This is a genomic window from Streptomyces sp. NPDC054794, assembly GCF_053611585.1.
Genome location: NZ_JBSHAQ010000057.1, coordinates 16,431 through 34,839 on the forward strand (window position 1 = coordinate 16,431; position 18,409 = coordinate 34,839).

At 73.9% G+C, this 18,409-nt stretch carries 14 protein-coding genes and 1 pseudogene; 6 read left to right on the top strand and 9 right to left on the bottom strand.

Annotation, left to right across the window (positions count from 1 at the left end; all coding sequences use genetic code 11):
* Positions 1 to 356: alpha/beta fold hydrolase (locus ACWGKT_RS39625; protein WP_453277489.1), on the top strand; the 356-nt coding region annotated here is incomplete at its 5' end.
* A gap of 27 nt (positions 357 to 383) precedes the next feature.
* On the opposite strand, the gene ACWGKT_RS39630 is transcribed toward ACWGKT_RS39625, so the two are convergent.
* Both ACWGKT_RS39630 and xylB read right to left on the bottom strand, forming a co-directional pair.
* Positions 384 to 1,589 (bottom strand): ROK family transcriptional regulator, encoded by a 1,206-nt coding sequence (locus tag ACWGKT_RS39630; RefSeq protein ID WP_356152482.1) that lies wholly within the window; start codon positions 1,587 to 1,589, stop codon positions 384 to 386.
* 55 nt (positions 1,590 to 1,644) lie between these two features.
* On the bottom strand, positions 1,645 to 3,090 hold the full coding sequence (gene xylB / locus ACWGKT_RS39635) for a xylulokinase (protein WP_453277490.1): 1,446 nt from the start codon (positions 3,088 to 3,090) through the stop codon (positions 1,645 to 1,647).
* Between the two features lie 201 nt (positions 3,091 to 3,291).
* On the opposite strand from xylB, the gene xylA reads away from it, so the two are divergent.
* Together xylA and ACWGKT_RS39645 are read left to right on the top strand one after the other, a co-directional pair.
* A complete protein-coding gene (gene xylA, locus ACWGKT_RS39640) occupies positions 3,292 to 4,458 on the top strand; it encodes a xylose isomerase (RefSeq protein ID WP_453277491.1) in 1,167 nt (388 codons plus the stop codon).
* Between the two features lie 330 nt (positions 4,459 to 4,788).
* Positions 4,789 to 5,064, top strand: coding sequence for a hypothetical protein (locus ACWGKT_RS39645; RefSeq protein WP_453277492.1), 276 nt, complete (start codon positions 4,789 to 4,791; stop codon positions 5,062 to 5,064).
* Between the two features lie 9 nt (positions 5,065 to 5,073).
* Here the strand turns inward: ACWGKT_RS39645 and ACWGKT_RS39650 are convergent, their stop codons facing one another.
* The 3 genes from ACWGKT_RS39650 to ACWGKT_RS39660 form a co-directional block, all read right to left on the bottom strand.
* Positions 5,074 to 6,417, bottom strand: a complete 1,344-nt coding sequence (locus ACWGKT_RS39650; RefSeq protein WP_453277493.1) for an esterase-like activity of phytase family protein — start codon at positions 6,415 to 6,417, stop codon at positions 5,074 to 5,076.
* A gap of 183 nt (positions 6,418 to 6,600) precedes the next feature.
* Entirely contained in the window at positions 6,601 to 7,902 is a 1,302-nt protein-coding gene (locus tag ACWGKT_RS39655; protein ID WP_453277494.1) for an SWF or SNF family helicase, read from the bottom strand.
* Positions 7,899 to 10,811 carry an SNF2-related protein gene (locus ACWGKT_RS39660; protein WP_453277495.1) on the bottom strand — a complete coding sequence of 971 codons (2,913 nt, stop codon included), beginning with the start codon at positions 10,809 to 10,811 and terminating at the stop codon, positions 7,899 to 7,901. Before ACWGKT_RS39660 ends, ACWGKT_RS39655 begins: the two co-directional genes overlap by 4 nt.
* 259 nt (positions 10,812 to 11,070) lie before the next feature.
* On the opposite strand from ACWGKT_RS39660, the gene ACWGKT_RS39665 reads away from it, so the two are divergent.
* Both ACWGKT_RS39665 and ACWGKT_RS39670 read left to right on the top strand, forming a co-directional pair.
* On the top strand, positions 11,071 to 11,253 hold the full coding sequence (locus ACWGKT_RS39665; protein ID WP_054228918.1) for a hypothetical protein: 183 nt from the start codon (positions 11,071 to 11,073) through the stop codon (positions 11,251 to 11,253).
* Positions 11,254 to 11,499: 246 nt separating this feature from the next.
* A complete protein-coding gene (locus ACWGKT_RS39670) occupies positions 11,500 to 14,916 on the top strand; it encodes a hypothetical protein (protein ID WP_453277496.1) in 3,417 nt (1,138 codons plus the stop codon).
* A gap of 21 nt (positions 14,917 to 14,937) precedes the next feature.
* On the opposite strand, the gene ACWGKT_RS39675 is transcribed toward ACWGKT_RS39670, so the two are convergent.
* The 3 genes from ACWGKT_RS39675 to ACWGKT_RS39685 all read right to left on the bottom strand — a co-directional run bounded on the left by ACWGKT_RS39675 (position 14,938) and on the right by ACWGKT_RS39685 (position 16,967).
* Complete coding sequence (locus tag ACWGKT_RS39675; protein ID WP_356152466.1) at positions 14,938 to 15,825, bottom strand: hypothetical protein; 888 nt, start codon at positions 15,823 to 15,825, stop codon at positions 14,938 to 14,940.
* 142 nt (positions 15,826 to 15,967) lie between these two features.
* Positions 15,968 to 16,264, bottom strand: coding sequence for a hypothetical protein (locus ACWGKT_RS39680; protein WP_356152464.1), 297 nt, complete (start codon positions 16,262 to 16,264; stop codon positions 15,968 to 15,970).
* A gap of 136 nt (positions 16,265 to 16,400) precedes the next feature.
* Entirely contained in the window at positions 16,401 to 16,967 is a 567-nt protein-coding gene (locus ACWGKT_RS39685) for a hypothetical protein (protein ID WP_453277497.1), read from the bottom strand.
* Here ACWGKT_RS39685 and ACWGKT_RS39690 point away from each other — a divergent pair.
* A pseudogene (locus tag ACWGKT_RS39690) lies at positions 16,951 to 17,612 on the top strand (alpha/beta fold hydrolase). The gene ACWGKT_RS39685 and the pseudogene ACWGKT_RS39690 sit on opposite strands and share 17 nt — an antisense overlap.
* Positions 17,613 to 17,747: 135 nt before the next feature.
* Here the strand turns inward: ACWGKT_RS39690 and ACWGKT_RS39695 are convergent.
* Positions 17,748 to 18,347 carry a class I SAM-dependent methyltransferase gene (locus ACWGKT_RS39695; protein WP_453277498.1) on the bottom strand — a complete coding sequence of 200 codons (600 nt, stop codon included), beginning with the start codon at positions 18,345 to 18,347 and terminating at the stop codon, positions 17,748 to 17,750.
* Positions 18,348 to 18,409: the final 62 nt, after the last annotated feature.

The following is an 18,409-nucleotide window of genomic DNA, read 5'->3' on the forward strand; positions in this document are numbered from 1 at the left end:
GCGGCCCCGCCTCCTGGGGGCGCGCTTTCCGCCCTTTGATATCGGGGGTTTGGTTCGGTAGGGCGCGCGACCACCGGGCGGCGGAGGACGGGCAGCGCAACGACGAGGCCGCGGCCGTCTTCGGCGCCGATGGCGCTTTCGATTCCGACCTCACCCGTTCGGCGCTCGCCGCGTTCGGGCAGCCCGTGCTGCTGCTCGCCGGAGAGTACGACCTCAACTCCCCACCACCCGCGATGGCCGAGTTCGCCGGTCTGTTTCCCGACGCCCGGTACGTCGTACAGCCGCGCGCCGGCCACTTCCCCTGGCTCGACGATCCCGGACGCTTCGTCACGACGGCGATGACGTTCCTCGGTTGAAGGGGCACCCGCCCCGTCGGTCCGTCATCAGGCCGGTCCGGCCACGACCGCCGGATCGTCGAGGACCCCCCGCACCACCGAGTGCGCCGCACCCAGCAGCGGGCCCTGGGGACCAAGCCGCGACACCGACACCGGACAGGCGGGTCCGGCCGTCCGGTTTTCCAACTCGCTCTCCAGAGAAGGCAGGAGCCAGGGCGCGAGACCGGCCAGTGCGCCGCCCAGCACGACCGACTCCGGGTCCAGCAGGTTGACCGCCCCGGTCAGGGCTATGCCGAGTGCCGCACCGGCGTCGCGCAGCGCCCGCCGTACGGCCTCGTCGCCCTCGACGGCCCGCCGCGCGAGCAGACCGACCAGATCCTCACCCGGCGCCAGTCCGGCCGCCCGCAGGACCGCTTCCTCGCCGGCGTACTGCTCCAGACACCCGCGTCCGCCGCACGGACACTCGGGACCGTCCGGGTGGACGGGCACGTGGCCCAGCTCGCCGGCGAAGCCCCGCGTGCCCCGCAACAGGTGCCCGTCGACGACGACGGCGGCGCCGATGCCGATCTCGGCCGACACGTGCAGGAAGTCGCGGGGCGTACCGTCGCCGAGCCAGAGTTCGGCCAGGGCGCCGAAGTTGGCCTCGTTGTCCACGGTCAGCGGGAGGCCCGTGGACAGCAGGGCACCGAGGTCCGTGTCGTGCCAGTCGAGGTTGGGGGCGTGTACGACCGTACGGCCGTCACGTGCCACCAGGCCGGGCACGGCGACCGCGAGTCCGGCCGGCCACAGACCCTCCCGCTCCGCCTCGGCCACCACCCGGCGGACCAAGGAGATGAGTTCCTCGACCACCGGCTCCGGGGCGCGGCCCCGGTTCGCGCCGTGCCGCACGGCACGCGCGCGTATCTCGCCGCGCAGGTCGACCGCGCACACCGCGAGATGGTCGACCCCGACCTCCGCCCCGAGCCCGGCCGGACCGTGTCCGCTGACGGCCAGCGCCGATCCGGGCCGGCCCACCCGGCCGGGCCGCTCGGGGCCGAGCTCCTCCAGCAGTCCCGAGCGGATCAGTTCGTCCACGAGGGTCGACACCGCGGCACGCGTCAGGCCGATGTGGGAAGCGACCGCGGCACGCGAGAGCGGACCCTCGGCGCTGACGGTGTGCATCACCCGGGCGAGGTTGCGGCGGCGCATGCCCTGCTGGGTGTCGGGCAGGGCGCGGCCGGAACCGGCCGGGCGGGACTCGTGCGGTGCGGTCATGCCTCCGTCAGTCCTCGGTCGGCGTCACGTAGGGGCCTTCGGCGCGGGGAGTCGGTCATCGGGTGTCCGTCCCCCGCTCCAGCAGTGGGGCCGCGTCGGAGAGTACCCCGGAGATCCGGGCCAGCGCGGCCTCGTCGCGCTCGACCGCGTCCAGCACCGGCCCGGCGGCCGTGTTCCAGCGGCGGGCGACCGCGGCCGGGTCCTCGCCGGTCAGCAGCCCGGCCGCCTGTGCCGCGGCGCCGAGCGCGACCAGCTCCTTGGCCTCGGGCACCTGTACCGGCCGCCCCGACAGTCGTCGCACGGTCTGCTGCCAGGCGGTGCCGCGCGCCCCGCCGCCGATCAACAGCAGCGGGGTGCTCCGGTCCGCGTCCTCGTCGAGCACCAGGTCCAGGGCGCCGAGCAGTGAGTGGACGGCGCCGTCGTACGCGGCCTGCAGCAGCTGTCCGGGAGAGGTGTCGTGGCGCAGCCCGTGCAGTAGCCCGGAGGCGTGCGGCAGGTTCGGGGTGCGCTCGCCGTCCAGGTACGGCAGGAGGGTGACGGAGCCGCCGGGCTCGACGGCCTCGCGGTCCAGGCCCAGCAGGGCCGCGACGCGGTCGACCGCCTGGGTGCAGTTGAGGGTGCAGGCCAGCGGCAGCCAGTCGCCGTGCGCGTCGGCGAAGCCCGCGACCGTGCCGGTCGGGTCGGCGGGGCGGCGCCTGGAGACGGCGTACACGGTGCCCGACGTGCCGAGGCTGAGCACCGGGGTGCCCGGGCGCAGCCCGAGGCCCAGCGCGGCCGCGGCGTTGTCGCCGGTGCCCGGTGCGACCAGGGTGCCCTTGGAGAACGGCAGGTCGTGGCTGTCGCGCACGGTCCCGACCACCTCACCCGGCCGGGCGACCCGGGGCAGCAGCGCCGGGTCGAGGCCCACGTGCCGGAGCACCTCCTCGTCGTACGACTCCGTCGCGGACGCCCACCAGCCCGTGCCCGACGCGTCGCCCCGGTCGGTCGTGCCCTGGCCGGTCAGGCGCTCGGTGAGGTAGTCGTGGGGCAGCCGTACGGCCGCGGTGGCGCGGACCGCATCCGGCTCGTGCTCGGCGAGCCAGGCCCACTTCGTGACCGTGAAGGAGGCGCCGGGCACGCTGCCGGTGCGCTCCGCCCAGGCCTTCGGGCCGCCCAGCTCCTCGACCAGACGGCGGGCCTGGGGTGCCGAGCGCACGTCGTTCCACAGCAGCGCGGGGCGTACCGGCTCGCCCTGCGCGTCCAGGGTGACCAGTCCGTGCTGCTGGCCGCCGATCGACACGGCGGCCGCCTCGTGCGCCGCGTCACCGCACTGGCTCAGCGCCTCGCACAGGGCGTCCCACCACTGGCGCGGATCGCTCTCCCGGCCGGCCCCGGAGGAGACCGTGTGCGGCGCCTGGCCGCTCGCCGCGACCTCTCCCGTGGACGCGTCGACGATCAGCGCCTTGGTGGACTGGGTGGACGAGTCCACGCCGACGACGAGCGGACCCTCGGCTGCTGACATCGGGCACTCCCTTTTCCGCGGCTCGCGCGATCAGACGCGATCTGACCTGGTGTTTTCCGGTGTGGCCAGGCAGTGGCCACCCGGACGTCACCCCTACGAGGACATCTTGTCCCTTCCCAGGGACGCGAGCGCATACTAATTTGTAAATCGCCATGACGAAATAGTCGGGGCACGCGACCGGAGCAAGCGAGGAGCCGCCGCATGAGTTACCAGCCCACCCCCGAGGACAGGTTCACCTTCGGTCTGTGGACCGTCGGCTGGCAGGGGAGGGACCCGTTCGGCGACGCCACCCGCCGCGCCCTCGACCCGGTCGAGACGGTGCGGCGCCTGGCGGAACTCGGCGCCTACGGTGTGACCTTCCACGACGACGACCTGATCCCCTTCGGCTCCTCGGACACCGAGCGCGAGTCCCACGTCAAGCGCTTCCGTCAGGCCCTGGACGCGACCGGCATGAGCGTGCCGATGGCCACCACCAACCTCTTCACCCATCCGGTCTTCAAGGACGGCGCGTTCACCGCCAACGACCGCGACGTGCGCCGCTACGCCCTGCGCAAGACGATCCGCAACATCGACCTGGCGGCCGAGCTGGGTGCGAAGACGTACGTCGCCTGGGGTGGCCGTGAGGGCGCCGAGTCCGGCGCCGCCAAGGACGTGCGCGTCGCTCTCGACCGCATGAAGGAGGCCTTCGACCTCCTCGGCGAGTACGTCACCACCCAGGGCTACGACCTGCGCTTCGCCATCGAGCCCAAGCCGAACGAGCCGCGCGGCGACATCCTGCTGCCCACCGTCGGCCACGCGCTGGCGTTCATCGAGCGTCTGGAGCGGCCCGAGCTGTACGGCGTGAACCCCGAGGTCGGCCACGAGCAGATGGCCGGGCTCAACTTCCCGCACGGCATCGCCCAGGCCCTGTGGGCGGGCAAGCTCTTCCACATCGACCTCAACGGCCAGTCCGGCATCAAGTACGACCAGGACCTCCGCTTCGGCGCCGGGGACCTGCGCGCCGCCTTCTGGCTCGTCGACCTCCTGGAGAGCGCCGGTTACGACGGCCCGCGTCACTTCGACTTCAAGCCGCCGCGGACCGAGGACCTGGACGGTGTGTGGGCGTCGGCGGCGGGCTGCATGCGCAACTACCTCATCCTGAAGGAGCGCGCCGCCGCCTTCCGTGCCGACCCGGAGGTCCAGGAGGCGCTGCGCGCCTCGCGGCTGGACCAGCTCGCCCGGCCGACCGCCGCCGACGGACTCCAGGCGCTGCTCGCCGACCGTACGGCCTTCGAGGACTTCGACGCGGAGGCGACCGCCGCGCGCGGGATGGCCTTCGAGCGGCTCGACCAGCTGGCCATGGATCACCTGCTGGGTGCGCGGGGCTGACCGCAAGGCACGGTGATCGATTGACCGGTCTTCGGTGATCGGTTGACCGACCCTCGCGCGGAACGCTCCGGAATCATGCGATCCGGAGCATGAGTCGGTATCAACTTCGGTGCGGAGGTCGCCACCTGCCCGCCAGGGGGCGAGGCTGGAGGTATGGCCACGCCGCCCGTACCGCCTCGCCCGCCCGGACCTCCGGCCGACGCCCCGCCCCCGGGCGGCGGCTTCGGACCGCCGTACGGAGGATCCGGAAACTACGGCCCGCCCACCTCGGTCGACTGGACGGCGACGCAGCCTCACGAGCCGAGAAGGCCCCGGGGCCCGCTGTTTGCCGTGCTGGCCGTGCTCGCGGTCGCGGGAGCCGTCCTCACGGTGGTGCTGCTGTCCTCCGGGAACCACGACTCACCGGACGAGAAGCCGCCCGCGCAAGGCAGCACGAGCGCGAGCGGCTCTCCGCGGCCGTCCCTCGGCCTTCCCACCGAGCTGCCGTCGAAGCTGCCCAGCAGGCTGCCGTCGGGGCTGCCGAGCGGATGGGAGTCCCTGCTGCCCACCGAGGCGCCGAGCGACCTCGAATCGCTCATCCCCTCCCTGGGGGGCGAACTGCCCTGACCGCGCCGCCTAGATGCAGTCGGGCAGCCGCACGTACGTCACGGTTGTCTCGATGCCGCTGTCGACCAGCCGGCCCTGGGCATCGAAGGCGCCCGTGCCGTCCGTCATCCCGAAGTCGTTGTCGTTGATCAGGGCGAGCGTGTCGTGGTCCACGCGCGCGACGCCCTCGATCTTCCCCGGCACACCGCTCACCTTGCCCAGGTCCACGACGAGACGCTTGGCGAGCACCGGGACGCCCGCGGAAGCCGGGTCGGGCAGCTGCTCCAGGGACGGGGACGTCGTGTCGTCGTCCCAGGAGCCGCCGAGGATGTCCGACCCGTGTCCCAGCTTCACCAGCTGCAGCCGGGCCGCCTTGTCGGTGCGCTCCTCGACCAGCAGCCGGTTGGCTCCGACGGCCACCACGGACGAGATCTTGAGCTCGGAGGTGTCGCCCTCGCTCGGGTCGACGACGTTCACCGGGTCGAACCGGTAGGCGTACTCGGCGGTGACCGCCTGCTTCCTCGGTGAGAACCGCAGCAGTCGGGTCGTGAGCGACGTGTCCCCGGCGTCCCCGTTCGGCAGGGAGAGCGGGCTCTGCACGGCCATCACCAGGTCACCGTCCGGCAGCTGGGCCAGCCCCTCGAACCCACGGTTGATCTTCCGGTGCAGCAGGACCGACGGCAGCGCCTCCACCACCGGGTAGTCGGCTCCGGTGAGGTTCAACCCCTTGGGCACGTAACGGGTGAGGACCTTCCCGCGCGCGGAGACGTGGATCAGCGACGGGCCGTACTCGTCCACGAGCCAGAAGGTCCCGTCCGCGGCCCGCACGATGCCCTCGGTGTCCAGGCCGTTCGGGTTGTACGACAGCGGCGTCTTCGCGTCGTAGCTGTACGGCGCCTCGTCGCGGCCCTGCTGGTTGGACAGCCCGGTGACGCCCTTGCCGGACGAGGTGGTCAGCGGAATCGCGTCGATCACCTCCACACGGTCCCCGGACACCCGGATCTTCACGATCGCCGGGTCGAAGCCCGGCACCGGGAACGTGCGGCGCTTCTTGCCGTCCACCTTGATCTGGCCGTTGGGGCCCCGGTCGGTGATCGTCCAGAACTCGCCCTTGCGGCCGGCCGGGTAGATGTCGCTGCCGATACCGCCCAGGTCCACGCCACGGTCGTTGTCGACGCTGCCCGGCAGAAGGGCGTTGCTGAACGTGCCCAGCGGTATGTCCCCGAGCGTGGCCGTGCGGGTGACGTGCGCGGCTTCGTCGGCCGGCGCCGCCGAGGCCGCACCGGCCGCCACGAGAGCGACCGCCAGGGCCAGCGGCAGCCCCGTCGCGAAGGAACGGTGGACTCGGCTCCGACCGGTGGGGTGCGGGGACATTCGGGCCTCCTTGAGTACAAGTGCGTTGGCAGCGGCCAGATTTGGGCCCTCGGAGGAACGGTGTACGGCCGACGGGTGAACGCGGGGCGTCTTCCACTCGTCGGTCGTGGAGGGGCTACCGTGACGAGCCGTTGGCGCCGGGTGACGAGACGTCGAGTCGCCAGGTCCGGGGATGACGCAGCGTCAATTGCGCACCGGTGACTCGCCGTCCAGCGTGAGCCCGGCCGCCGCCAACGCCGTCGCCGGATCCCGTGCGGGACCTCCCGCGGGCAACCAGCGGCCGGATTCCTCGATGTACGGCCACCAGCGGCCGTCGCGCCCCAGGCGCAGTTGGATCCCCGCTCCCGGGAGCGTCCACCTGTTGCCCGTCGCCCGCAGCGTCGGTCGTTCGTCCTCGTCCCAGGCGGCTGCGAGGGCGGCACGCGCGCGTGCGAGCGCTTCGCCGGTCACCTGCCACTCCTCGTCGAGCGCGGCCAGCGCGTCCGCGCCACCGTGCTGCCAGGCGCGTACGGCCGTCGCCAGCCCCTCGCGGCCGCGTCCCGACCCCGTGGCGAGCCGGTCGCGGACGGCCCTCTCAGGACCGCCGGTGGCCAGCCGTACGGCGTCCTGAGCGGCCGTCAACTGCGGCTTGGCCGGCCCCGGCTCCGGACCGGCGCTGAGCGCGTCCGCGAGCAGCCGGTGGGCTTCCGCGGCGGTCTGCGTGGCGAGGTACTCCAGGGCCGCCGGGTCGACTCCGGGCGCCGGTGGGGTCTCGGCGTCCAGACCGGGTGGTGTGCCGGGCGTGTCGGGGAGACCCGGCAGGGCGGGCGGCGAAGGCAGGATGTCCGCGGCCGCCCAGGCCTCCGCGGCGTCCACGCCTTCCGGCTCGACGGTCGCCGGATGGGCAGCCTGATCGGGCGCCCGAAGGGGCGTGGTGCCGCGCGCGTGGAGCGCGTCGAGGAAGGCGCGTTCGCCGCGGCCCCGGAGCAGCAGAAGGACGAACGGGTCCTCGTCCAGCAGGCGCGCCACCTGGTGGCAGAGCGCCGCGGTGTGCCCACAGTGGTCCCAGGCCCCGCAGTCGCACTCCGGCTCCAGGTCACCGAGCCCCGGCAGGAGTTCGATGCCGGCCGCCGCCGCGTCCTCGACCAGATGCGGGGGCATCTCATGGTCGAGCAGCGCCGCGAGGTGTCCGGCGCGCTCGACGGCCACGTCCAGGAACCGGGACCACTGCTCCTGCGGCAGCTCGGGCAGCAGGACGTCCGCCCGGTGCGCCGTACGCCCCTTCTCCCGCACGACAGCCGTGATCCGGCCCGGGCGCACCGAGACCGCGCCCACGGCGCCCGCCCGCGCGAGCCTGCGTCCCGCCTTCACCTGTGTGCCGTCCAGCGCCGTGTCCTCCAGCGCCCGCAGCCAGGCGCGGCCCCAGCACGTCTGCGCGAAACCCCGCCCGCGCGCGGGCGGCAGCGCGGCGAACGTGCGCTCCCTGTCGTCCTCGTGCCGGTTCATCGGACCTCCCCGCGCAGCTCCACCAGATCGGCCAGGTCAGCGTCCGTCAGTTCCGTGAGCGCCGCCTTGCCGGAGCCGAGTACCGCGTCGGCCAGCTCCTGCTTGCGGCCCAGCAGTTCTGCGATGCGGTCCTCGACGGTGCCCTCGGCGATCAGCCGGTGCACCTGTACGGGCCGGGTCTGGCCGATGCGGTACGCGCGGTCCGTGGCCTGTGCCTCCACGGCGGGGTTCCACCAGCGGTCGTAGTGCACCACATGCTCGGCCCTGGTGAGGTTCAGGCCCGTGCCCGCTGCCTTCAACGAGAGTAGGAAGACGGGCACTTCAGCGTCCTGGAACCGCCGCACGAGCTCCTCCCGCTCGGCGACGGGAGTGCCACCGTGCAGCAGCTGCGAGGGCACCCCGCGGGCCGTCAGATGCCGTTCCAGGAGGCGGGCCATGCGCACGTACTGCGTGAAGACCAGCACGCCCGCCCCTTCGGAGAGGATCGTGTCGAGCAGCTCGTCCAGCAGCTCCAGTTTGCCCGAGCGTCCGGTGATCCTCGGGTCGCCCTCCTTGAGGAACTGCGCCGGATGGTTGCAGATCTGCTTCAGGCCGGTCAGCAGCTTCACGATCAGGCCCCGTCGTGCCATGCCGTCGGCGGCGGAGATCGCCTCCAGCGTCTCGCGCACCAACGCCTCGTACAGGCTGGCCTGTTCCTGGGTCAGCGACACCGGGCGATCGGTCTCGGTCTTCGGCGGCAGTTCGGGCGCGATGCCCGGGTCCGACTTGCGCCGGCGCAGCAGGAACGGCCTCACGAGGCGGGCCAACCGCCGCGCCGCGTCCGGATCCCGGCCGCCCTCTACCGCCTGCGCGTACCGGGCGCGGAAGGTGCCCAGGCGGCCCAGCAGTCCGGGGGTTGTCCAATCGAGGATCGCCCACAGCTCCGAGAGGTTGTTCTCCACGGGCGTGCCGGTGAGCGCCACACGCGCGCGTGCCTCGATCGACCGCAGCGCCCGGGCCGTCGCCGAGTACGGGTTCTTCACGTGCTGGGCCTCGTCCGCGACGGCCATGCCCCAGGGCACCTGGCCGAGCCGCGGGGCGTCCAGGCGCATCGTGCCGTACGTCGTCAGGACGAACTCCCCGTCCGCCAGTGAGTCCAGGCCGCGTCCGGCGCCGTGGTAGCGACGCACCGGCGTGCCGGGCGCGAACTTCTCGATCTCACGCTGCCAGTTGCCGAGGAGGGTGGCCGGACAGACGACGAGCGTGGGACCGGCGGCTGTGGGGTCCGTCTGCCGGTGCAGATGCAGCGCGATCAGTGTCACGGTCTTGCCGAGGCCCATGTCGTCCGCCAGGCAGCAGCCCAGGCCGAGGGAGGTCATCCGGGCCAGCCAGTCGAGGCCCCGCCGCTGGTAGTCGCGCAGCGTGGCGTCGAGCGTGGCGGGCGGTTCCACCGCCTCCTGCGCCTGCGGGTCCGTGAGCCGCTCCCGCAGATCCGCCAGCCAGCCCGAGGCCTTGACGTCGACGCGGTGGCCGTCGACCTCCGCGGAGCCCGTCAGCGCGGCGCCCAGCGCTTCGACCGGAGTGAGTCGGCGGTCCTGCCGCGCGCGGGCATCGCGCGCCTCCTGGGGGTCGAGCAGGACCCAGCGGTCGCGCAGCCTCACCAGGGGACGCCTGGCCTCCGTGAGGCGGTCCAGCTCCGCACGCGAGAGGTCCTCCCCGCCCAGCGTGAACCGCCAGGTGAAACCGAGCAGGGCAGCGGCCGACAGGAACGACGGGGTGGGCGCGGGATGGCTGTCCCGTCCCGGGCCTTCCTGTGGTGGTCCGACGACCGCGTGGGTGGACAGCCCGCGCGACAACTCCTTCGGCCAGTGCACGTCCATGCCCGCCGCGGCGAGGGCCCGGGCGCCCGTCCCGAGCAGTTCGGCCACCTCTTCGTCGACGAGTTCGACGGACCGCGGCACCTCCGCCGAGAGCAGGGGCGTCAGTGGCGGCCAGGCGCGTGCCGCACGGCGCAGCGCCAGCAGCACGTCCATCCGCGCGCGGGGGCCGAAGGCGGAGCCCGAGGGACCGGATCCGGCCCAGACCTCGGCCGCGTCCGCGACGACGGCGAGCCCGCTCGTGTGGTGCACCTGGAGCACGGCCCGGAAACGGAGGGGGACATCGCCGTCCACGCCGTCCACCGCGTCTTCGAGACCGGGCACCTCGACGCGCAGCGACAGCCGTACGCCCGCGTCGTGGCCCGCGGCGACGTCGTCGGCCCACGCCCGCTGCCCGGGCATGTGCTGCGGCTCCGGCGTCGCGTAGGCCGGTCCGCCCGTCACCAGGGGTGCGGCGGGGGAGCGGGGGAGCGCGTCGGCGACGGCGTCGAGGAAGGCGCGCAGCAGTCGCTCCGGCTCCGGCATCCGAAGCGGCCCGTCGGCATCGGCCACCGCTTCGGTGTCAGCCACCGCGGCGGCGTCGGTCATCGGGACCGCGTGGGCCTCGGGCGGCATGGCGGCGGCGAGTTCGCGGACGAGTTCGGCGTCCCGGGCGGACAGCGGCCCCACCCGCCATGCGTCGTGATCACCCTGGGACAGGCCGGGCAGCAGCAGGCCACGGGCCAGGAAGTGCAGAGCCAGCACGGCCGCCGTGCCCCAGAACGAGGTGGCCCGATGCGGGTGCGGGACGGCACGCGCGCGTGTGAGGAACGGCAGGGCCGTGCGCACCGGCAGCAGGACCGCGGGCACGCGCATCCGCTCGACACCGTCCTCGCCCGGCAGCAGGACGGTCAGCTCGTCGAGGGCTGCCGACGCGACGGCAGGCGGGGTCGTACCGTCGGGTCGCCAGAAGGCGACGCGCCCGGCGCGAGCGGGGTCGGCCGGTAGGAACACAGCGCAGCAGTGGGCCAGTTCGGACAACTCGAAGGGTGGTGCCGTGGAGATCCTCTGCACAGCTCTGCCGCACTCCTCAAATTTGACTACTGGATCCGGAGCCGCCGACGGTACAGCACGTGGACGGACGGCCTCGAATGGCTAGGCTGTGACCTGAGCCACTTCACCGAGTGTTCGAATGTGTACTGCGGGCGTCGGCCTCGGGGGCGAGTAGGGGTCGCGCCTCAGGGACGTCTCAGGGTTGCGGTCCGGAACCGCGGGAAGCGCGGGCCCGTTTTCAGATCAGAGAGCGGCAGTGGCCGCGAAGGAGGCGACGCACATGTCGAAGAACGCGAAGATCGCCGCAGGAGGTGTGGCGGTCGGACTCATCCTGCTGATATGGCTGCCCTGGTGGGTGTCGTTCCTGATCGTGGTAGGGGTTCCGGCGGCGGCGTACCTCACGCTGGACCCCTCGCAGCGGCGCAGGCTGCGTCGCGTCACGCGCAAGGAACTCGGCCGCTGAGGCGTTACCCCCCGATGTGTCCGCGCCGAGCGCGCAGAAGCCGACCACATCGCCGCCCACGGGCCTGCCGACGGTACGGCCCGGGGCGGCGTGGCGTCCGGCATCTCTTGCCCGCTCCAGCGCGACGACGTCCCCGCCCAGACTTCCCCGTGCGGCACAAATCGTTTGCGCCGAAGAACTCCGGAGCACCACCATGACCGGCATGACGTATGGAAAGGAGGCCCAGCGACTCCACGGTGAGCGCTGATGGCCCGACACGAGGCGTCGCAGACGCCGTCCCGACAGCCCCAGAGCCCGCCGGCGCCGTTGACGCCCGCCTGGCTGAGGGCCCACTTCGATCCCCTGCCGTTCCCGGCACGCATGGGCGCCCTGGCACGTTACGCCCGCACCCTCACCCCGCACGCGTACCAGACGCTCCACCATGCCCTCGACGCCGGTGAACCCGACGAGCGGCACACCGCCCTGTTCCTGGCCGTCGTGCGCCGTGACCTGGACCGGGTTGCCGCGGCGCTGGCCGACCCCCTGCTGGGACGCCGTGCCCGCTCGGCCGCCCTCCGACTGCCCGTTCCCGAACAGGCCCTGGAACGCCTGGCCCTGAGCGACATCAGGGCCACCCGCCACGAGACCTTCCGGCTCCTCCGGCTCAGCCGCCGCCATGCGCTCGCCGCCCGGCTGCTGCCCCAGGTGTACGAACGGCACGGCGCGCGCGACGCGGGCGCGCTGCTGCCCGCCTGCCCCGCCGAGACGGCACAGGCCTGGCTGCCTCGCGTCGATCCGCCGCCGGGGACGCTCAACGCCCTGGCCCGTACCGCACCTCACGCCGTGGCCGAGTACCTGGCGGCACGTCACGAGGGAAGTTCACAGCAGGAGGGGGGGCGCTTCGTCCGCCGTCATCGCGCGGTCGCATCGGTCGCCGCGCGGCGCGACCCCGCAGCGGCGCTCGTCCTCCTGGAACGGGCCCCGTCGCTCCTCACCCCGGCCGGGGTCCTCTCGGCGCTGCGCCGCCCCGGCGAGGCGCTGGCCGTCCTGCGGACGGTGCGGGCCGCCGACGACGGGTGGCGGGCGGAACACTCCGTTCCCGCCGGGCCGCTGCCGCCGTCCGTGCGCACGGCACTGCTCGAACTGCCCGTCCAGGACCTGGCGTTCCTCGCCGAGCGCTGCCCGGCCGCCGGGAGCCGCGACCGCGGGCCGGAACGCCGCGAGGTGTACCCCGACGGTCTGCTGGGCCTCTTGCCGCCCACGGAGCGACGGCGCGTCGTCGAGAGCCGTGTCGTGGGCGGTCGGCGGCTGCGGAGCGCGCCGCTCACCACGCTCGCCGCACTCGCCCCGTCCGACCGTGTGGACCTCGTCGTCCCGTGGCTGGCGAAGCACAGGGGGAGCCCCTGGACCAGGGCCCGGCTGGCCGCGGCCCTGCCCCTGGCCGACGGCGAGCCCGTGCTGCGGGAACTCGTGGCGAACCACCGCTCCCACCACAGAGCCGTGGCCTGGCCCGCTTTGCTGGCGTGCGCGGAACTGGAAGGCAGACCGGACGAGTTCGCCCGGATCGCGGTCGACTGTGAACGGGCCTGGCACGACCAGGACGAGGTCCGCCTCGGAGCGCTCCGGCAACTCGCCGGCGCGGCACCGCGGCTGCTCGTCGCCCTGCCCGACCGGGTGCTGCGCGACGCCGCGCTCACCACGCTCCAGTCCCGCGACAGTACGCGCGCCTCTCTGGCCGCCGTCGAACGGCTGCTGCGCCGCGTGGTCGAACACGCCGCCCGGGCCGGCCGCCCGGACCGCGCCGCGTTCGCCGCCGGACTGCTCGGCGAAGTCGTCCTGACGGCACGGCCTGCGCGCCCGGTGACCGCCCTGAGCGTGGACGGGACAGCGGCGGCCGCCATCTGGGAGGCCATGTCCGAGACGGCGCGGAACCGGCCGGACGTGACCACGGCGCTCGCCGAACTCCTCGCCCCCCACCTCGCCGACCTGCCCGACCTGGACGCACGGATCCGCGAGGTCGCGCTGACGGGCGACGACCCGGACCTCGCCGCCCGGGCCGCGGCCGCCTGGGTCCGGCCGCCACACGTGCGGGAGGGGCGCTGTGCGGAACTGCTGGCCCTGGACGCCACGTTCGCGACCGTCCCCCTCGTCCTGGCGACCGTCGCGGCCCGCCGCACGGACCTCCTGGACCTGGTGCGCAGTGCCGTGCGGGAGGGGTTCACCGGGCGGGTACGGCCCCGTGCCGTCCCCTGGGCACCCAAGGTGCACCTCGGTCGCACCGGGCGCTGGCTGCCCCGGCAGCGGGACGCCTGGTCCGCGCACCACACGCGCGTGGCCATGGACGAGACGGCCTCGCTGCGGGCCCGCGCGGACGCGGCGGCGCTGCTGCGGGATCCGGCACGGCTGACTGCACTCGCCGACGGGGCCCCGCAGCCGGTGGCCGCGGCGGCGCTCGTCGCGCTCGGTGAGGTCACCGACCGGCCAGGGACCACGGGCCAGGCGGAGGTGCGTGACTTCCTGTTGCGGCATGCCGCGACCGGCGGCGTGCGCGGACGGGCCGCGCTGGCCGCGCTGCGACGGCTCCTGGAGCGGGTGCCCGACCGCGACGCCGTCGCCCTGCTGGCGCCCGTGGCGGCGGCCACCGACCTGTCCGTGGGTGCCCGCAAGGAAGCCGCCCGCGCGCTCGGCGCCCTGCACGACGCCGACGCCGACAACGCCTTCGAGGCGCTCGTCGCGGCCTGGGACGCTCCGGGGCAGCACCCCGACGTTCGCGCCGTCCTGGCCCGTGCGCTCCTTCCCGCGATCGACCGCCCGGGCATCGCGGACCGGCTGTTCGCGGCGGCGGACGAACCCGCCGTACGGGACGCGGTCGTGCACGCGCGCGTGCGGGTGGTGCCCGACACGAAGGGCGAGCCGTACACGGCGTTCCTCGTGCGGCTCGTGCGGGAGGGCGGCGAGGACGCCGCTGTCGCCGCCGTCCGGGCCCTGCCGATCTGGCTGACTCCCGAAGCCACCGACGCGACCGAGGTGATCGCCGAGGCGCTGGTGGACCCGGACAGGTCCCGTCGCGTGTGGGAGGCGGCGGCCGGTCAACTGGCCTGGTTCCCGTCGGGACCCGGCGCCGAGAACGCCGCCCGGGCCGCCTTCGAGGCACTGGCGGAGCGTGCCCGCTCGGAGGATCCCCGGGTCCGCGTCGCCGCCCTGCGGCGGCTCCACGCATGCTCCGGCGTCGTGCAGCCCGGTGCCGCCGTCGGAAGGGCGCTGCACCTCCTGGACGCGCTGGCCGACACGCTGGCTGCCGTCGGGCTGAAGGCCGATGCCGCCCAACTCACCTGGGAGGCCGCGTTGGACGCCGTACGCCGCGGCCGGCACGAAGAGCACCGGTGGGAGCGACTGGCGCGCCTGTGCGAGGCGGGGCCGGGGCGCATGCCAGGGACGACCGCCTACGCGCCCCTGGATCTCCGTCGGGCACGCGAGCGTGCGGCGCTGCTCGCCGCCGCGCGGAGCCTGCGCGCCCACGCGACGCCCGTGTCCGGGCTACTGGCACTGGCGCTCGTCAGGGCCGGCGGCAGGGGCACGGACTGGGCGACACCATGGCGGGACGAACTCGATGCCCTCCGGGCGCACGACGACCCGGACACCGCCATGGCAGCCCTGCTCGTCGACCCCGCCCCGCGCGGGTGACGGAGTTCGCCCCGCGCGGGCTCAGCTGGGTCGTACGGCCAGCTTGTCGAGCGCCGCCAGGAGACCGGGGAGCTCCGGACCCCGGCCCACCGGCAAGACCTCGCCGGGCTCGTCGTCGAGCAGCACGAACGCGATGTCGTCGGTGCGGGCGACCATGGACCAGCCGGGACCGTCGGCGCGCAGTGTCCGGGCGTCGCCCGGGGCGAACGACGAGCGGACCCGGCCGAGGGGCGGCGGCGTATCCACGTAGGCGCGGGCTTCCGCCAGGACGCGCCGGATTCCCTGGTGGCCCTTCGGAGCGCCTTGCACGCCTTCCTTGCCGTCCCTGCCTTCCCCGTCGTCCGCAGAGCCCTGCTCGCCGTCCGACGAGGCCTCCGCCTCCTTCGCAGGGGCACCCGCCGCCGAGAAGTCGCCGTCGTCGATCTGCTCGCGCCAGACGGCCCACTGCTGTGCGATCTCGTCGGCGCCCAGGCGCCGCTGGGCCGGGCCCCAGGAGCTCGTGTCCGGCGGGGCCAGCGGGGGACCCTCCGCCACATCGGGGCCGGGATCGTGCGGCTCGGGCACGCCCGGGGCCGCCACGGCGACCGCGAGGGGCCAGCCCGGCAGGGCGGCGACAACCGTGCGCTCGTCGGGCGACAGGTCGTACTCCATGCCGCAGTCCCAGGAGGCGATCGCGACCGCGACCAGCGAGACGTCGTCGATGACCACCGTCCAGCGCGCCCCGTCGCCGTCCTGCCCGAGCACCAGACCGTACCCGTCGGCACGCGGCGCGAGGTCCAGCGCGGCGCAGGCCTCCGGATAGTCGTCGCCCAGCACGCTCGGGAACTGCGCCGGCGTCAGCAGCACTGCCGTGAGCACGTACAGCGCATCGTCCGCGGTGGCGACGACCTCCTCGTCCGTCTCGGCCATCCCAGCCTCCCCAATGGTTCGTCCAACGGCGCGCACCCTAGTGCGAGCGGAAGCCCCTTGTCACGACTCGCACGACACCCGGAGCTGCAGTTTTCCGCCTGGACAGGGGCGAATCGCCCCGATCCGCCGACGCCCGGGCGGGTCAGGCGACGGGAAGCCCGAGGAGGTCACGCGCCACCGTGCGCGGCGACTCGTCGCGCTCCCGCGCCAGGGCGATGACGGCCCGGCAGGCCAGCTCGCTCACCCCGAACGACAGTGCCTCCGGTGACACCCAGCCCGAGGCCTCGTCCATCCGGTCCTGGTCGTCCTCGGCGCGGGCCGAGACATAGTCCGACGCGGCTTCGAATAAGTTGTGTGCCCGCTTCTCGCCGCCGCCGGCTGCCTCCGCGCGCGTGGACGTGCGAAATCGGGCGATGTGTGCGCGAACCCTGTCGAACACGGGAACCTTCTCTCTGTGTGGCTTCGGTGCTGATCGTTCATCTGTCCCCATTCAACGTAGAGTTGGAGTTGTGGCGACAGAAGGGGGACGTCGCGGTGAACCGGTTCGAGCGGCTCGAACGGAACCGGTGGCCGTGTCAGTGGGCGCTGTCGTCCAGTGAGTCGATCGTCCGGCGCAGCCAGGTGAGCTCGGCCCGGCTCGTCGCACGCGCGATGGTGAGGATGCCGCGCCGGAACGGGTCGTCCGGTTCCTCGGCGCTCAGCGGCCGGTCGCCCTCGTAGAAGAAGCTCGCCGGCTCCTCCAGGAACGCCAGTCTGCGCCGCAGCACCGCCGCCTGGACCGCGGGGTCGTCCAGGTGCCTGAGGAAGCCGAGCACCGTGAACCAGCGGTTCTCGTCGGTGATGTCGCGCTGCGCCGGTTCGGCCAGCCGACGCCGCAGCTCGCGCCGCCCGTCGCCGGTGAGCGTCAGCACGTGACGCGGCGCGGCCACCGCACCGGGCTCGGTGGTCCGGGCCGGCAGATCCGCCTTCTTCAGCGCGTGCCCGATCGCGGCACCAACGCCACCGAGGAGGAACGCGATGCAGAAGGCCGAGTTCGACGGTGAGGGAAGCCGGATCCGGTGGACGGAGACGCCCGGCGAGGAACCCGCGCGCGTGTTCGTCCACGGACTGGGGTCGATGTCGGCCGTGTACCACGCCCACATCGTGGCCCGCCCCGAACTCGCGGGCCGCCGAAGCCTGTTCGTCGACCTGCCCGGACACGGCATCAGCGACCGGCCTGCACACTTCGGCTACGCACTGGAGGACCACGCCGACGCCCTCGCGGCGGCCCTGGATGCTGCGAGGCTGACCGGCACCGAACTGGTCGCGCACAGCATGGGTGGCTCGGTCGCCATCGTGCTCGCCCACCGGCGGCCCGACCTCGTCTCGCGGTTGGTCCTCACCGAGGCCAACCTCGACGCCTTCCCGCCGCAGTCCGCGGCGAGCCGCGAAATCGCCTCCTACGAGGCGGACGAGTTCCTGGCATTCGGCCCCGCGCGCGTGCTGGAGCGTGTCGGTCCCCTGTGGGCGGCGACCATGCGACTGGCCGACCCGCGTGCGCTGCACCGCACCAGCCGGGGGCTCGTGCGCGGCTCGAACCCCGCCATGCGCACCCTCCTGGAAGGGCTGCCGATCGACCGCGTGTACCTGCAGGGCGAGCTCAGCGGTGAACTGGCGGGCAAGGAGGGCCTGGAGGCGGCCGGCGTGCGTGTGGTGACGGTGCCCGGTGCCCGGTGCCCGGTGCCGGACACAACGTCATGTTCGACCAGCCGGACGCCTTCGTCGCGGCAGTGGCCGGACAGGGGTGAGGGGCCGCGCGTGCGCACGGCCGGGCGGCGGTCCGTCGGCACGTACCCCCACCTACGCGATGGTCCGCCGGTACGGACCCCGGTCTGCGCGGAGGTCCCGCGGCACGGGCCCGCGCGCGTGGCCGGAGGCCGTCGTCAGTCCTCGCGAACGGCCAGCGCGAGGAAGCGGGAGTCCTCGTCCACGTACGACGTCATACGCCATCCGGAACCGGCCAGCAGCGGACGGAGGTTGCCCTCGGCACGCAGGTCGTCCGGGGTGATCTGCCGGCCCTGGCGCGCCGCCAGTGCCGCCCGGCCGATCGGATGGAACAGCGCCAGTGTGCCGCCGGGCCGTACCACGCGCGCCAACTCCCGCAGATTCTCGGAGGGGCGCGGCAGATGCGCGATGAGGCCCGCGCCGAACACGGCGTCGAGGGCCTCCGACCGCAGGGGCAGGGCGGCCACGTCGGCGAGCAGCAGCCGCCCGTCCCGGTCCCTCCCGGCCCGTACCGCTGCCCGCAGCATCTCCGGGGTCAGATCGACCCCTACGACCACGCCCGCCGGCCCCACGGCCGCGCGCAGCGGCGGCAAGGCCCGGCCCGTGCCGCAGCCCGCGTCGAGCACGCGGTCCCCGGGGCGCAGCCCCAGGTCGGCCACGGCTGCCGCGTAGGCGGGACCGTCGTCGGGGAACCGCCTGTCCCAGTCGGCCGCCCGGGCGCCGAAGAACTCTTGGACGTGCGTGTGGTCGTCGCTCATGCTCCGCATGATCCCTCACCGGCACGGGGGCTGCCGCTGCGCGCACGTTCGAGCGGGACGCG

What these genes read in the sequence shown, in the direction of transcription:
- ACWGKT_RS39655 (WP_453277494.1), bottom strand. Translation starts at nt 7,902, where the DNA reads ATGAACCGGCACGAGGACGACAGGGAGCGCACGTTCGCCGCGCTGCCG.
- xylB (WP_453277490.1), bottom strand. Translation starts at nt 3,090, where the DNA reads ATGTCAGCAGCCGAGGGTCCGCTCGTCGTCGGCGTGGACTCGTCCACC.
- ACWGKT_RS39670 (WP_453277496.1), top strand. Translation starts at nt 11,500, where the DNA reads ATGGCCCGACACGAGGCGTCGCAGACGCCGTCCCGACAGCCCCAGAGC.
- ACWGKT_RS39630 (WP_356152482.1), bottom strand. Translation starts at nt 1,589, where the DNA reads ATGACCGCACCGCACGAGTCCCGCCCGGCCGGTTCCGGCCGCGCCCTG.
- ACWGKT_RS39685 (WP_453277497.1), bottom strand. Translation starts at nt 16,967, where the DNA reads ATGTGGGCGTGGTACACGGCCGACATCGACCCCAGTCCGTGGACGAAC.
- ACWGKT_RS39695 (WP_453277498.1), bottom strand. Translation starts at nt 18,347, where the DNA reads ATGAGCGACGACCACACGCACGTCCAAGAGTTCTTCGGCGCCCGGGCG.
- ACWGKT_RS39675 (WP_356152466.1), bottom strand. Translation starts at nt 15,825, where the DNA reads ATGGCCGAGACGGACGAGGAGGTCGTCGCCACCGCGGACGATGCGCTG.
- xylA (WP_453277491.1), top strand. Translation starts at nt 3,292, where the DNA reads ATGAGTTACCAGCCCACCCCCGAGGACAGGTTCACCTTCGGTCTGTGG.
- ACWGKT_RS39665 (WP_054228918.1), top strand. Translation starts at nt 11,071, where the DNA reads ATGTCGAAGAACGCGAAGATCGCCGCAGGAGGTGTGGCGGTCGGACTC.
- ACWGKT_RS39650 (WP_453277493.1), bottom strand. Translation starts at nt 6,417, where the DNA reads ATGTCCCCGCACCCCACCGGTCGGAGCCGAGTCCACCGTTCCTTCGCG.